A 14,132-nucleotide genomic window follows, 5' to 3' on the forward strand; every position below is an offset into this window, starting at 1 on the left:
CTCTGGCGCACAAAATACCGGCGCCAACAGCTATTAATTCAATAGCAAACTAGCGGCTGTGCGAGTACAGGGTCTGGCCGCTGCACGGCAGCGCCGCCTGCAGTACGCTGCCGCTGGAGGACTCGGTCATCACCAGCGTATGCGTGCCGGGCCGGAACGCCAGGTTGGTCAGCGTGCTGCCAGTTGGGCTGCGCACGAAATGCGTGACTTCGCCGCGCGGATTCAGCACAAAGGCGCCGCCCAAGCTCGCATGCGCGACCACCAGGCTGCCGTCCGCCGCCAGCGCCAGGCCGTCAGGCCCGCTGCTGCCAAAGAAAGTCTGGAAGGCGCCGACCTTGCTGAGCGCGCCGTCGGGCAACAGCGGCGCGCGCCAGACCTGGTTGCCGCGCGTCACCGCCAGGTACAGCAAATTGCCCTCGGCGTTCAGCACCAGGCCGTTCGGGCTCGGCGCATTCGCCAACAACAGGTCGAGCCGGCCGTCGGGGCTCCATCGGTAGACCCGGCCCGTGGGGTCGTGCAGGCCGGTCTGCCCCTGGTCGGTGAAGTACAGGCGGCCTTGCAGGTCAAACGTCAGGTCGTTCACGCCTTTGAAGGATTCGCTGTTGCGGTGGCCGAGCACGGTGCGCAGCTCGCCGCTGGCCAGGTCCAGGCGCAGGATGCCCCGACGGTAGTCGGCAATCCACAGGTTGCCATCGGCGTGCAGGGCCAGACCGTTCGGCCAGCCTTCGTACTGCAGCACCAGTTGCCATTCCAGTGCCGGCGTGATGCGGAAGATGCGGCCGTAGGGAATGTCGGTCACGTACAGATTGCCAGCGCGGTCGAACACCGGGCCTTCGAGAAAGCTGTCCAGCACATGGCCGGGCTTGTTGGCGTCGACCCAGTCGGTGCGGCGCGGCTGGCGCAAGGCGTCGGGCAGGCGCGTCAGCAGCTCGGCTTCAATGGTTTGCGGCGGAATGCCGGAAAGGTTCCACATGGCGGCTTACTCCGGCTTCACGCCAGCCGCCTTGGCAACGGCACCCCAGCTCTGGGTCTGCTGCTTGACGAACTGGCCGAAGTCGGCACTGGACATGCCGCCGGGCGCGGCGCCCTGCTGGGCCAGCCGCTCCTGGAAGCCGGGGTCGGCCAGGGCCTTTTTCACCTCGGCCTGCAGCTTGGCGACGATCTCGGGTGGCGTGCCCTTGGGTGCGGCCAGGCCAAACCAGTTGGTCACGGCGTAGCTGGGCAGGCCGGCTTCCTTGAAGGTCGGCACCTCGGCCAGTGAAGCCAGGCGCTTGTCTCCGGTCACCGCCAGGGCCCGCACCTTGCCGCCCTTGACCACCGGGATCGCCGTGGGGCTGGCGGTGATCAGGATGTCCACCTGCCCCGACATCACGCCCAGCATGGCCTCGCCCGCGCCCTTGTAGGGGATGTGGGTGATGAACAGCTTGCCCTCCTTCTTGAACAGCTCGGCCGCCAGATGGGTGGAGCTGCCGTTGCCGGCCGAGCCGAAGTTGAGCTTGCCAGGGTTCTTCTGCGCAAAGGCCAGCAGCTCGGGCAAGGTCTTGTACGGCGAGGCGGCGGGCACCACCAGCACCACCGGGGTCTGGGCGATGGTGGTCACCGGCACCAGGTCGTTCGCATGGTCCCAGGGCAGCTTGGCGAACAGGCTGGGCAGCATGGCGTAGGTGGTGTCGTTGGTCAGAAAGGTAGCGCCGTCGGGCGCGGCCTTGGCCACGGCATTCGTGCCGATGGTGCCGCTGGCGCCGGTCTTGTTTTCGACGAAAAAGGACTTACCGGTCTGCTCGGTCAGCTTCTGGGCGATCTGCCGGGCCGCGTAGTCGGTGGTACCGCCGGGCGCATACGGCACGACGATACGCACTGGCTTGTCGGGCCAGCCGGATGTTTGGGCCAATGCGGCGCTAGCGCATACAGAAGCTGCGCAGGCAGCTATCAATTTCATAGTTTTTAGGTACATTTTTCGGATCTCCGGGAGGGTCTTCAGGGGGCAGTCAGCGCGGCAATTTCGGCGTCGCCATAGCCCAGCTCGCGCAGCAGCTCGGCGCTGTGCTCGCCCAGGCGCGGCGGATTCAGGCGGATGCCGGGGCGCTGGCCGTCGAGCGTCAGCGGCAGCAACACCACCTTGGTGCTGCGGCCGTCGGGCAGGGTGATGGGCGCCAGGCCGCCGGTGGCGTTCAGGTGCGGGTCGTCCAGCAGGTCGTGCGGGCGGGTGATGGGGGCGAAGGGCAGCGCATGCTTTTCGAACACGGCCGAGATTTCGGCGGCGCTGAAAGCCGCCAGGCGCTCGCGCAGCAGCGGCAGCATCCAGTCTCGCGCATGGACCCGGTCGTTGTTGCTGGCCAGGCGGGTATCGGCCTGCAGGTCGGCAAAGCCGAAGGCGGTGCAAAAGGTGGCCCAGGCCGAGTCGCTGACCACGGCCAGGAAGATCTGCTCGCCGTCCTTCACCTGGAACACGTCGTAAATCGCCCAGGCCGAGATGCGCGCCGGCATGGGCGCGGCCGGCTTGCCGGTGACGGCGAACTGCATCATGTGCTGGGCCACGAGGAATACGTTGTTCTCGAACAAGGCGCTTTGCACCTCCTGGCCAAGGCCGGTCTTCTCGCGCTGGGCCAGCGCCGCCATGGCGCCGATCGCGCCGAACATGCCGCCCATGATGTCGTTGACGCTGGTGCCGGCGCGCAGCGGGTCGCCGGGCCGGCCCGTCATATAGGCCAGGCCGCCCATCATCTGCACCACCTCGTCCAGCGCGGTGCGGTGGTCGTAGGGGCCGGGCAAAAAGCCCTTGTGGCTGATGTAGATCAGGCGCGGGTTCAGCGTCTTCAGGCTCGCATAGTCCAGGCCCAGCTTGGCCATGGTGCCGGGTTTGAAGTTCTCGCTGACGATGTCGGCGGTGGCGATCAGCCGCAGCGCGGCCTCTTTGCCAGCCGGCGTTTGCAGATCGAGTGCCAGGCTTTTCTTGTTGCGGTTGAACATAGGGAAGAAGCCCGCCCCCGAGCCCATCAGCTTGCGCGTGGCATCGCCCTCGCGGCCATGGCCTATGGGCTCGACCTTGATCACCTCGGCGCCCAGGTCGGCCAGGAGCATGCCGCAGGACGGGCCCATCACCATGTGGGTGAATTCGACGACGCGGATGCCGGCATACGGGAGGGTGTTGGGTTCAGACATTCTGGAATCCTTAGACAAAATTTTTAGGTAAGCCGGCTTCGGGCGTCATGCCGTAGATAGGTTCGCCCGGCAAGCCGGCCTGCAGCGGTGCGCGGGCGGCCATGAGTTTTTCGATATCGATGCCGGTGTCTATGCCCATGGCTTCGAACATGAACACCAGGTCTTCGCTCACCACATTGCCCGAGGCGCCAGGCGCATACGGGCAGCCGCCGAGTCCGCCCAGCGAGGCATCAAAAGTACGCACGCCTACGTCATAAGCCGCCAGGCAGTTCGCCAGGCCCAGGCCGCGGGTGTTGTGCATATGGGCGGCGCCGGTCTTGTCGCCGATCTCGGCGCGCACCAAGTTAAACAGGCGCCGCACCTGGCCGGGATTGGCCATGCCGGTGGTGTCGGACAAACCCACCTCGTCCACCCCGGCGCGCACCAGCTCGGCGGCCAGCCAGACCACGTCCTCATCGGCGACCCGGCCCTGCAGGGTGCAGCCGAAGGCGGTGGACATGCCGACCTCAATCGGCACCTGCGGCGCGGTCGCATTGCGCAGGGCGACGATGCGCGCCACCTCGGCCAGCATCTCCTCGCGGGTCTTGCGCACATTGGCCAGCGAATGGGCGGCGCTGGCGGACACCGGAATCGTCAGCTTGTGCACGCCGGCCTGTAGCGCGGCCTCGGCGCCGCGTGCATTCGGCACCAGGGCCATCACGGTCCAGCCGGGCAAGGCCAGCGCATGGCGCACGACATCGGCCACATCGGCCATTTGCGGCAGCAGCTTGGGCGGCACGAAGGAGCCGACCTCGATCTCGCGCAGGCCGCTGGCATGCAAGGCGTCGATCCAGCGCAGCTTGTGGGCGGTGGACATGGTGGCTTTCACCGACTGCAGGCCGTCGCGCGGGCCGACTTCGCTGACCAGAACGGAGGGATTGGTATTTTTCATAATATTCTGTAAGATAGAACAATATTCTTTCTATTGAAATAATCACAGCTTCCCGCTGTGCTGTCAACCCATGCCACGCAAAGCCCAAACCGAATCCCTGGCCGATAGCCATGCCGCCCCCGGAGGCGCTGCCGCGGTAGACCGCGCGCTGACCCTGCTGTCGTCCTTCCGCAGCGGCGACCTGGCGCTGGGCCTGGCCGAGCTGGCCGAGCGCACGCGCTTGTACAAAAGCACGGTGCTGCGCCTGCTGGCCTCGCTGGAGCATGCGCACCTGGTGCAGCGCCTGGACGATGGCCGCTACGCGCTGGGCGCCGAGGTCGCACGCCTGCACAGCGTCTACCAGGCGGCGTTTTCGCTCGACCGTGTCGTGCTGCCGGTGCTGCGCCAACTGGTCGCCGCCACCGGCGAGAGCGCGGCCTACCATGTGCGCCAGGGCGATGTACGCTTGTGCCGCTACCGGGTCGATTCGCCGCACCCGATCCGCGACCACATCAAGGCCGGCGACGTGCTGCCGCTGGAGCACGGCACCGGCGGCCGGGTGCTGACCGCCTTCGGCAGCGACAGCAAGCAAGCCGCACAGGACCGGGCCTTGTACGCCCAGATCCGGGCCCAGGGCTACTACACCGCCGTGGGCGACCGGCTCGCCGAGGTGGCCGGCATCTCGGCGCCAGTGTTTGACAGCGCGGGCGCCATTGCCGCCGCCGTCACCCTGACCATGCCCGCGCACCGCTACGACGAGCGCTATGTGGTCCATGTGCTGGAGGCTGCACGCAGCCTGGGCGGCCAAGTCTGATTCCATCCATTTAAGTCACATATAAATACAATTTAATCCAGTTAATGCGCCTTAAAGGTTCGAATACAGTAGGCCTATCGTTTGCTTTAATTACCCCCATCTCCATCGCAAAGGCGCACACCATGACCGCACGCACGACACGCCACCAGCTCCAGGTAGCCACCGTTCTGGAACGCTTCATCGAAGAAAAAGTGCTGCCCGGCACGGGCGTGGACAGCGCCAAGTTCTGGGCCGGTTTCGATGCCATCGTGGCCGACCTGGCGCCGAAGAACATCGCCCTGCTAGCCGAGCGCGATCGCCTGCAAATTGAGCTGGATACCTGGCACAAAGCCCACCCCGGCCCGATCACCGATATGCCGGCCTACCGGGCTTTCCTGGAATCCATCGGCTACCTGGTGCCCATGCCCGCCCAGGTAACGGCCACCACCAGCAATGTCGATGCCGAACTGGCCCTGCAAGCCGGCCCGCAGCTGGTGGTGCCGGTGCTGAATGCGCGCTACGCGCTGAACGCCGCCAATGCGCGCTGGGGCAGCCTGTACGACGCGCTGTACGGCACGGATGCGATTTCTGAGGCCGGCGGTGCCGAAAAAGGCAAGGGCTACAACCCGGTGCGCGGCGCCAAGGTCATCGCCTTCGCCCGCCAGGTGCTGGACCAGGCCGCGCCGCTGGCCAATGGCTCGCACAAGGAGGCCACCGGCTACAGCGTCAAGCATGGCCAACTGGTGGTCACCCTGCACAACAGCAGCACCCACCTCGCGCACCCCGAGGCCTTCATCGGCTACCAGGGCGACGCCGCAGCTCCCAGTTCCATCCTGCTGCAGCACAACGGCCTGCACATCGACATCCAGATCGACCGCAGCACGACCATCGGCAAAACCGACGCCGCCGGCATCAGCGACGTGGTGCTGGAGGCCGCGCTGTCCACCATCCTCGACCTGGAAGACTCGGTCGCCGTGGTCGATGCCGAAGACAAGGTGCTGGCGTATAGCAACTGGCTCGGCATCCAGCTCGGCACGCTGACCGAGGAAGTGCACAAAGGCAACTCCAGCTTCACGCGCCGCCTGAACCCGGACCGTAAATACACCGGCGCGGCGGGAGGCGAAGTGACGCTGCATGGCCGTTCGCTGATGTTTGTACGCAACGTCGGCCATCTGATGGCCAATCCTGCGGTTCTGTACGGCAATGGCCAGGAAATCCCCGAAGGCATTCTGGACGCCATGGTCACCGTGACCATCGCCATGCACGATTTAAAACGCAAGGGCAATTCGCGCACCGGCTCGGTCTACATCGTCAAACCCAAGATGCACGGCCCGGCCGAAGTGGCCTTTGCCTGCGAGCTGTTTGGCCGCGTCGAAGCCGTGCTGGGCCTGCCGGAAAACACCGTCAAGCTGGGCATCATGGACGAAGAGCGCCGCACCAGCGTGAACCTGAAAGCCTGCATCGCCGCCGCCAGCGCGCGCGTAGCCTTCATCAACACCGGCTTCCTGGACCGTACCGGGGATGAAATGCACACCGCCATGCACGCCGGCCCCATGGTGCGCAAGGGCGACATGAAAACCAGCGCGTGGATCCAGGCCTACGAGAAAAACAATGTGCTGGTCGGCCTCAGCTGCGGCCTGCGCGGCAAGGCCCAGATCGGCAAAGGCATGTGGGCCATGCCCGACCTGATGGCCGCCATGCTGGAGCAAAAAATTGCCCACCCCAAGGCCGGCGCCAATACCGCCTGGGTGCCCAGCCCCACCGGTGCCACCCTGCACGCCCTGCACTACCACCAGGTCAAGGTGTCGGACATCCAGATCCAGCTGGAAAAGATCGACGCCAACGCCGAACGCGAAACCCTGCTGAACGGCCTGCTGACCATCCCCGTCAGCGCCGCTCCGCACTGGAGCGCCGCCGAGAAGCAGCAGGAGCTGGACAACAACGCCCAGGGCATTCTGGGCTATGTGGTGCGCTGGGTCGACCAGGGCGTGGGCTGCTCCAAGGTGCCCGACATCCACAATGTCGGCCTGATGGAAGACCGCGCCACCCTGCGCATCAGCAGCCAGCACATGGCGAACTGGTTGCTGCACGGCGTGGTCACCAAGGCGCAGATCACCGAAACCTTCGAGCGCATGGCCGCGGTCGTGGACGGACAGAATGCGGGTGATTCCTTGTATACGAACATGGCAGGGAATTTCGGCAACTCGGCGGCCTACAAGGCGGCCTGCGATCTGGTGTTCAAGGGCCTGGAGCAGCCCAGCGGCTATACCGAGCCGCTGCTGCACGCCTGGCGCCTGAAGGTGAAAGCAGGTACGGCCTGAGTGGATCGCTATGGAATCAGTAGCTACCTGCGCTTATAAAATAAGCGCAGAAACCTGATTTCATGCGTAAAAATGGCACCTGCGGGTGCCATTTGTTTTTGCTATTTAAATAGTAGCTGCCTGCGCAGACTGTATCTGCGCAAAAGGCATATTTCATGCCATAAATGCAAAACGGCAGCCTGGGCTGCCGTTATACCGGGGTCTCACCGCGCCGGGTTTGCCGGGCTGGCGGGAAATACCCCGTTGGGAATCAACGGGCTGGCATGCGGCGACGATCGCGGTCGTCGGAAGGCCAGTTGTATTCGGTGGTACGTTGCGTGGTGCTCATGGGGAATCTCCTTGTGCATCTACAACGAACCGCCGCCCCCCGCGGTTGACAATCTTTTTACAAGTTTTTTACCGGCTGCGCAGCCGCCAGGCCTCAAACCGTGACGGATTCCACAAAAACATGGGCCTGGCCCATCACGGTAATCTGCACGGTCGCGCCCAGCGGCGGGATGTGGATGGCCGGGGTGCGCACCAGCAGGGGCGCCGTACCCGCCTGGGCCTCGCCCAGCAGGCGCACCGTCAGACCGCACAGCGCACCGCCAAAGTCGATGTCTTCCACCACGCCGTAGCTGGCCTCGGCATCCAGGTCCAGCGGCTCGGCCGGCACCTGGGTCAGCTGCAACTGCTCGGGGCGCAGCATGATCTGCGCCGCACCGCGGCGCTGCGCGTCGTCAGCCGCCACCACGCCCAGCGCGCAGGTCGCCCAGCCCTGGGCCAGCTGGGCCGGCAACACGATGGTTTCGCCCAAAAATTGCGCCGTGGCCGGGTCGCTCGGGCGCAGGTACAGCGCGTGCGGCGGGCCGACCTGGGCCAACTGGCCAGCACGCATCACGGCCACCTGGTCGGCGAACGACAGGGCTTCGGCCTGGTCGTGGGTGACCAGGATGGTGGTGATGCCGGCCGCGCCCAGCAGCTGGGCCACGGCCTTGCGGGTGCTGGCGCGCAGGCCGGTGTCGAGAGCCGAAAACGGCTCGTCCAGCAGCATCAGGCGCGGGCTTTGGGCCAGGGCCCGGGCCAGGGCCACGCGCTGCTGCTGGCCGCCCGACAGCTCGTGCGGGCGGCGCGTCAGCATGGCGGGGTCGAGCGCCACCATCTGCATCAGCTCATGGATGCGCTGGCTGCGTTTCGGGTCGTTGCGGGCCAGGCCAAAGCCGACGTTGTCGGCCACGCTGAGATGCGGAAACAGCGCGCCCTCCTGCGGCACAAAGCCGATGCCGCGCCGGTGGGCGGGAATGGAGTCCGGGCCATTCGCCAGCACCTGGCCGCCCAGGGTGACGCGGCCGACATCGGGCGCCTCGAAGCCGGCAATGATGCGCAGCAGCGTGGTCTTGCCCGAGCCAGACGGCCCGACGATGGCGGTGCGGCTGCCGGCAGGCACATGCAGGTCCACCCCGGCCAGGGCTAGCATGGGGCCGTAGCTTTTGCGCACCGCGTGTAATTCAAGAAAACTCATCGTCCAGCGGTCCGTTTCGATTGCACGTATAAAAGCCAGGTCAGCGGCATGGACAGCAGCACCATGGTCAGCGCATAGGGCGCAGCCGCCGCGTAGTCGATCTCGCTGCTGAAGGCCCAGAAGGCGGTGGCCAGGGTTTGCGTGCCGGTGGGTGCCAGCAGCAAGGTGGCCGTCAATTCATTGGTAATGCCCAGCGACACCAGGGCCATGCCGGCCGCCGCGCCCGGGGCGGCCAGCCGCATCGTCACCGACCACAGCGCCTGCGCGGGCGAACGGCCCAGACTGCGGGCCGCGTATTCCAGCTCGATAGGCGCCTGGGCGATGCCGGCGCGCAGGCTGACCAGCGCCCGTGGCAAAAACATCAGCATATAGGCCAGCAAGATCGTCGCAGCAGTCTGGTACAGCGGCAGCGCCACCCGCACGGTGATGGTGACCAGCGCCAGCGCCACCACCACGCCCGGCAGAGAGCCGACCATGTAGTTGCAGGCCTCCAGCACGCGCTGCAGCTTGCCCGGCGCGCGGATCGACAGCCAGGCCATGGGGACGGAGACCAGCGTGGTCAGCAGCCCGCCCACCAGCGCCAGCAGCAGGGTCTGGCCCAGGGCCGCGCCCATGGCATCCAGCTGCCAGACGGCGCTGCCGCCGGCAATCAGCCAGCGGCCCAGGGTGAAAAACGGTACGCCCAAGGCCAGCACGGTGGTGGCAAACGGCAGCAGCCAGGCCAGCACGGTGTAACGGCCCAAACGGCTGCGCAGTGGCATGCGGGCCGCGCCGGTGCCGACGCGCGCATAGCGCTCGCTACCGCGCACGCCCGACTCCAGCCCCAGCAGCACAAAGCAGCAGACCACCAGCACGCCGGCCAGCATATTGGCCGCCGGCCCGTTGTAGGTGGACTGGAACTGGTCAACGATGGCGGTGGTGAAGGTGTCGAACCGGATCATCACGAACAGACCGTACTCGGCCAGCAGGTGCAGGCCGACCAGCAGCGCACCGCCGCACAGGGCCAGCCGCAGCTGCGGCAGCACCACCCGGAAGAACACGCCCCAGGGGCCGAGGCCCAGCGAGGCAGCGGCATCTTCCATGCCCGGGTCGAGCCGGCGCAGCGCGGCCGACAAAGGCAAGTACATGAACGGGAAATAAGCAATCACCGACACCAGCACGCCGCCCAGCAGGCCGTGCAGGCTGGGCGCCACCGTCATCCAGGCATAGCTGTGGACGAAAGCCGGCACTGCCAACGGCGCCACGGCCAGCCAGGACCAGGTGCGGGCGCCAGGCAGATCGCTGCGTTCGGTCAGCCAGGCCAGTGCCAAGGCCAGCACCGCGCACAAGGGCACGGTAATGACCACCAGCAGGGCGGTGTTGACCAACAATTCGCCGACCCGCGGGCGGAATACCAGGGGCGCCGCCACATCCCAGCCGGTCTGCCAGGCCACCCAGACCACAAAGCCCAGCGGCAGCAGCGCAAACAAGGACACCAGCACCGCCGCCGACCCGACCCAGGAAAAGCCCCTGGGGCCACGGCGGCGCAGGCCATGCAGCGGCGCACCTAGGGAGGCAGATGCACGGGGGAGGGCCGAAGGAACGACTGACACCGGAGGTTTACAGCAGGCCGGCCTGTGTCATCAGGTCCGACACCTTTTTGCTGTTCAGCTTGGATGGATCGACCTTGGGCGCTTGCAGCTCGGCCAGCGGCACCAGCTTGGGATGGGACTGCGCGCCCACGCCCACGGCGTATTCATACGAGTCGCCGGTCTTCAGAATCTCTTGGCCGCCCTTGCCTGCCACCCATTTGACGAAGGCCTGGGCCTGGGCTGCATGCTTGCTGGTGGCCAGCACGCCACCGCCGGAGATGCTGACGAAAGCGCCCGGATCTTCGTTGCGGAAGTAGTACAGGCCGGTGTTCTTGCTGTTCTCACCGGTCTTGGCCTGGTCGCCGAAATGGTAGTAGTGGTAGATCACGCCGCCGTCGATCTGGCCGGCGTTGACCGCCTTCATCACCGTGCTATTGCCCTTGTAGGGCGTGGCGTTTTCCTTCATGGCCTTGAGCCAGCCGGCAGTGACGGTCTCGCCCTTCAGTTCCAGCAGCGCACTGACGATGGCCTGGAAGTCGGCGCCCGAGGGGGACGCCGCCCAACGGCCCTTCCAGCTGGGGTTGGCCAGGTCCAGCATGGACTTGGGCAACTGCTCTGCCGTCAGCTTGCTCTTGTTGTAGACAAACACGGTGGTGCGGGCCGCCACACCGATCCAGCGGCCATGCGATGGACGGAAGTTGGCCGGCACCTGGGCCAGCGTGGCTGCGTCCAGCGGCGCGAACAGACCGGCCGCGTCCACCAAGGCCATGGCGGGCGAGTTTTCGGTCAGAAACACGTCGGCCGGTGAGGCCGCGCCTTCTTGCACCAGCTGGTTGCCGAGCTCGCTGTCGCCACCGTTGCGCATGGTGACCTTGATGCCGGTTTCCTTGGTGAAGCCATCGGCCCAGGCCTGGGTCAGGCTGACGTGCTGCGCGTTGTACACCACCAGGCTGTCAGAACCTTGTGCCAGCACCACCAGAGGAGCGGCCAGCATGCTAGCGGCCAACGCGACGGCGCGGGCCAGGAACGGAAGAGATATTTTCATGAAAACACTTCAGATGGAGGGTGGACGCAGGCGCCAAAACGCAGACGGAATGGGCGCCAGGGCTGCAAATAAGAACTACTTGCATCTGAATTGTACTGCGCTCCCCGCGCCTGCCGGAGGCGAGGTACTGAGAGGCCACAGGGTTTGTCGATCTTTACATCAATCTACCCGGGCGCTGCGCGTGCGGGCACCGGACTTGGACTGGCGGCGCTTGCGTTTGCGGGCGGCCTTCATACGGGAATAGGCCAGCATCACGCGGGCACCGTAGATCACGATGTACATCAACGCCGCCGCAATCAGCCAGGGCGTGACCTCGCGCACCAGGGCGGAAAACAGGAACGAAGCCTGCGCCTCTTCGAGCTTGCGCTGCTCTGCCGTCAAGGGCGCGGCCCGCACCCCCATGCGCGGCTCACTGCCGGACTGCGCCTCGGCGCGGCGGGCCATCTCCGCTCCGCCCTCCTGTGCATCGGCCAAGGAACCCGAAGCATTGCTATTCAGTTCGGAATTCAGGGTGTGCAAGGCGTCCACCACACCGCTGGAGTTGGCCAGATCTTTCAGGCTCGAGCGCAGTGACTCAGGCTCGGCAAGACCAGAGGTGCTGGCCGGCTCGGCTCGGGGCATGGGCAGCTCGGGGCTGCCGCTACGGGCCGGGGCCTCGGCCGACTTGGCCGCAGTGGCTTTGGCCGGCGCATCGGCCACCGCCAAGGCGCCGACATCGACGGTTGGCGCCTCGGCAACAGGCTGAGACTGGAAAACGGAAGCGGGCTGGTCGGCTATGGGTACGGCCCAGGCGGCGGCGGTCAAGCCCCAGCCGACGAGCAGAGTGAGGCACCCAACGAGCTTGTGGCGCCCGCTACCGACCCGCATGTCCATGATTTGTCTCCAAACGCGAAGATCCGGCAGCCCCCGCCAAGCCGTGGATCGGGGCCGTATCCGGTCTGCGTATTGTTATTTGATGCATTTGATTTTATGAGAAAGACGGACCTAATAGCACATACCGAACAGCACTTTCACCCGTTCAGAAGGTATACAAAAGCATAGCCAAATACTATTCAATATGTAGCAACTACTGCACATATGCCATGCTTAAATGCCTGGTTTCCTATAAATTGGGTAGCTGATGCCTGCTGCCATCCGCCCCACGCCCATGTCCCCCGCCGTCGATCCCCGCTATTGCCCGCTGTGCGGCCAGCCCAACCAGTGCGCCATGGAGCTGGCGCGCAGCACCAATCTGCCACCCGCGCCCTGCTGGTGCCTGCAGCAGCCCATCGCCCCAGAGACACTGGCGCAGATCGACCCGGCAGCGCTGGACCGGGCCTGCCTGTGCCCGCGCTGCGCCGCATTGCCCGCCAGCAGCCGCCGCCAACCACCTTCCGCATCTTGAGCCCGCACATCCCTACCGCCGATCTGAAAGCCCGCTACGGCGAGCGTTACCGCTGGCTGCTATTGCTGGCGGTGATGATCGGCACCATGGCGTCCATCATGTCGTCCACCATCGTCAACGTGGCGGTGCCGGACATGAGCCACCACTTCACCCTCGGGCCGTCGCGCGCGCAGTGGGTCACTTCCGGCTTCATGGTGGCCATGACGGTGTCCATGCTGACCACGCCCTGGCTGCTAGCCCGCTACGGCTACCGGCGCACCTACGCCGGCGCCATGTGGCTGCTGCTGGTCGGTGGCATCGCCGGCGGCCTGGCCGGCGACTACGGCCTGGTGCTGGCGGCCCGCGTGGCCGAAGGGCTGGCGGCCGGCGTGGTGCAGCCGATACCGGCCATCATCATCCTGCGCGCCTTCGAGCCGCACGAGCAGGGGCGCGCCAGCGGCCTGTTCGGCATGGGCGTGGTGCTGGCGCCGGCCATAGGCCCCAGCATCGGCGGCATCCTGGTCGATCTGTTCGGCTGGCGCTCGATCTTCTTCATGGTGGTGCCGTTCTGCCTGGTGTCTCTGTGGATGGCGCGCAAGTTCGTACCCACCACCGCGCCCGGTGGCGCGCTGGCCAGCAGCGGTGCTTCGCTGGACTGGCGCGGCCTGCTGCTGGCTGCGGTCGGCACGCTGTGCCTGCTCAACGGCATGGTGCAGCTGCGCAGCGGCACGCTGTCGGTGGCCGGCCTGCTATTGCTGGGCGCGCTGCTGGCGGTGGTGGGCTTCATCGCCTGGCAGCGGCGCCTGGCCGCCCGGGGCGGGGCGCCGCTGATGGACCTGGCGTTGTTCGGCTACCGGCCATTCGCCATGGGCAGCATCGTGGCGGTGATCTACGGCACCGCGCTGTTTGGCTCCACCTATCTGCTGCCGGTGTACATGCAGGTGGGGCTGGGCCTATCGGCGTCTTACGTGGGCGCCATCCTGCTGCCGGCGGGGCTGGTGCTGGCGGCCACCATCGCCTTCGTCGGCCGGCTGGCCGACAAGCAGCCGACCTATCTGCTGGTCAGCATAGGCCTGGCGCTGTTGGCCAGCTCGTTCGCGCTGATGGTGACCATTGCCCTGGGCAGCCCGATCTGGATGCTGGTGCTGTGGGCGGTGCTGGGGCGCATCGGCCTGGGTTTCATCCTGCCGTCGCTGAACCTGGGCGCCATGCGGCCGCTGGACAAGGCTTTGATCCCGCAGGGCTCGAGCGCGATCAACTTTCTGCGCATGCTGGGCGGCGCCACCGGCGTCAGCCTGTGCGGTATCGTGCTGGAATGGCGGCTGGCCGCGCATGGCGACTCGTTTGCGAACCCGGTTACCAGCCCGGAGCGGCTGATGGCGTTTAATGAGTCGTTCCTGATGCTGGCGGCGTTGTGCGCGCTGGCCCTTGTCGCCGCCTGGCAGCTGCGTACCCCGAAAGCCTGA

At 66.2% G+C, this 14,132-nt stretch carries 12 protein-coding genes; 4 read left to right on the forward strand and 8 right to left on the reverse strand.

The features are described 5' to 3' along the window. Positions 1 to 49 precede the first annotated feature (49 nt). The 4 genes from J2X19_RS24945 to J2X19_RS24960 are packed head-to-tail and all read right to left on the reverse strand — an operon-like array spanning position 50 to position 4,093. The gene (locus J2X19_RS24945) at positions 50 to 973 is read right to left on the reverse strand and encodes an SMP-30/gluconolactonase/LRE family protein (protein WP_310377147.1); all 924 of its coding nucleotides are present in this window, start codon (positions 971 to 973) and stop codon (positions 50 to 52) included. A gap of 6 nt (positions 974 to 979) precedes the next feature. Next, positions 980 to 1,939: a Bug family tripartite tricarboxylate transporter substrate binding protein gene (locus tag J2X19_RS24950; protein WP_310377148.1), complete on the reverse strand. Its 960-nt coding sequence runs from the start codon at positions 1,937 to 1,939 to the stop codon at positions 980 to 982. A 38-nt stretch (positions 1,940 to 1,977) separates the two neighbouring features. Continuing rightward, positions 1,978 to 3,162, reverse strand: coding sequence for a CaiB/BaiF CoA transferase family protein (locus J2X19_RS24955; protein WP_310377149.1), 1,185 nt, complete (start codon positions 3,160 to 3,162; stop codon positions 1,978 to 1,980). Between the two features lie 10 nt (positions 3,163 to 3,172). After that, on the reverse strand, positions 3,173 to 4,093 hold the full coding sequence (locus tag J2X19_RS24960) for a hydroxymethylglutaryl-CoA lyase (protein WP_310377150.1): 921 nt from the start codon (positions 4,091 to 4,093) through the stop codon (positions 3,173 to 3,175). Positions 4,094 to 4,163: 70 nt separating this feature from the next. On the opposite strand from J2X19_RS24960, the gene J2X19_RS24965 reads away from it, so the two are divergent. Further along, on the forward strand, positions 4,164 to 4,886 hold the full coding sequence (locus J2X19_RS24965; protein WP_116608225.1) for an IclR family transcriptional regulator: 723 nt from the start codon (positions 4,164 to 4,166) through the stop codon (positions 4,884 to 4,886). 122 nt (positions 4,887 to 5,008) lie between these two features. Further along, positions 5,009 to 7,186, forward strand: a complete 2,178-nt coding sequence (locus J2X19_RS24970) for a malate synthase G (RefSeq protein ID WP_310377151.1) — start codon at positions 5,009 to 5,011, stop codon at positions 7,184 to 7,186. Between the two features lie 421 nt (positions 7,187 to 7,607). Here the strand turns inward: J2X19_RS24970 and J2X19_RS24975 are convergent, their stop codons facing one another. From J2X19_RS24975 to J2X19_RS24990, 4 genes are all read right to left on the reverse strand, one after another. Continuing rightward, complete coding sequence (locus J2X19_RS24975; protein WP_310377152.1) at positions 7,608 to 8,687, reverse strand: ABC transporter ATP-binding protein; 1,080 nt, start codon at positions 8,685 to 8,687, stop codon at positions 7,608 to 7,610. Beyond that, positions 8,684 to 10,279, reverse strand: coding sequence for an ABC transporter permease (locus J2X19_RS24980; protein WP_310377153.1), 1,596 nt, complete (start codon positions 10,277 to 10,279; stop codon positions 8,684 to 8,686). Before J2X19_RS24980 ends, J2X19_RS24975 begins: the two co-directional genes overlap by 4 nt. 7 nt (positions 10,280 to 10,286) lie before the next feature. Continuing rightward, the gene (locus tag J2X19_RS24985; protein ID WP_310377154.1) at positions 10,287 to 11,303 is read right to left on the reverse strand and encodes an iron ABC transporter substrate-binding protein; all 1,017 of its coding nucleotides are present in this window, start codon (positions 11,301 to 11,303) and stop codon (positions 10,287 to 10,289) included. A gap of 159 nt (positions 11,304 to 11,462) precedes the next feature. After that, positions 11,463 to 12,176, reverse strand: a complete 714-nt coding sequence (locus tag J2X19_RS24990) for a hypothetical protein (RefSeq protein ID WP_310377155.1) — start codon at positions 12,174 to 12,176, stop codon at positions 11,463 to 11,465. 274 nt (positions 12,177 to 12,450) lie between these two features. On the opposite strand from J2X19_RS24990, the gene J2X19_RS24995 reads away from it, so the two are divergent. Together J2X19_RS24995 and J2X19_RS25000 are read left to right on the forward strand one after the other, a co-directional pair. After that, the gene (locus tag J2X19_RS24995) at positions 12,451 to 12,687 is read left to right on the forward strand and encodes a cysteine-rich CWC family protein (protein WP_310377156.1); all 237 of its coding nucleotides are present in this window, start codon (positions 12,451 to 12,453) and stop codon (positions 12,685 to 12,687) included. After that, positions 12,684 to 14,132 (forward strand): MFS transporter, encoded by a 1,449-nt coding sequence (locus J2X19_RS25000; RefSeq protein ID WP_405048747.1) that lies wholly within the window; start codon positions 12,684 to 12,686, stop codon positions 14,130 to 14,132. The genes J2X19_RS24995 and J2X19_RS25000 overlap by 4 nt, the downstream gene beginning before the upstream one ends.

The sequence above is a fragment of the Rhodoferax ferrireducens genome (assembly GCF_031458075.1).
Classification (GTDB): domain Bacteria; phylum Pseudomonadota; class Gammaproteobacteria; order Burkholderiales; family Burkholderiaceae_C; genus Rhodoferax_B; species Rhodoferax_B ferrireducens_A.

Excerpts from the sequence above, each read along its gene's own strand:
- J2X19_RS24995 (WP_310377156.1), top strand. The coding sequence starts at position 12,451 with ATGTCCCCCGCCGTCGATCCCCGCTATTGCCCGCTGTGCGGCCAGCCC.
- J2X19_RS24985 (WP_310377154.1), bottom strand. The coding sequence starts at position 11,303 with ATGAAAATATCTCTTCCGTTCCTGGCCCGCGCCGTCGCGTTGGCCGCT.
- J2X19_RS24965 (WP_116608225.1), top strand. The coding sequence starts at position 4,164 with ATGCCACGCAAAGCCCAAACCGAATCCCTGGCCGATAGCCATGCCGCC.
- J2X19_RS24955 (WP_310377149.1), bottom strand. The coding sequence starts at position 3,162 with ATGTCTGAACCCAACACCCTCCCGTATGCCGGCATCCGCGTCGTCGAA.
- J2X19_RS24975 (WP_310377152.1), bottom strand. The coding sequence starts at position 8,687 with ATGAGTTTTCTTGAATTACACGCGGTGCGCAAAAGCTACGGCCCCATG.
- J2X19_RS24945 (WP_310377147.1), bottom strand. The coding sequence starts at position 973 with ATGTGGAACCTTTCCGGCATTCCGCCGCAAACCATTGAAGCCGAGCTG.
- J2X19_RS24970 (WP_310377151.1), top strand. The coding sequence starts at position 5,009 with ATGACCGCACGCACGACACGCCACCAGCTCCAGGTAGCCACCGTTCTG.
- J2X19_RS24990 (WP_310377155.1), bottom strand. The coding sequence starts at position 12,176 with ATGGACATGCGGGTCGGTAGCGGGCGCCACAAGCTCGTTGGGTGCCTC.
- J2X19_RS24960 (WP_310377150.1), bottom strand. The coding sequence starts at position 4,093 with ATGAAAAATACCAATCCCTCCGTTCTGGTCAGCGAAGTCGGCCCGCGC.
- J2X19_RS24950 (WP_310377148.1), bottom strand. The coding sequence starts at position 1,939 with ATGAAATTGATAGCTGCCTGCGCAGCTTCTGTATGCGCTAGCGCCGCA.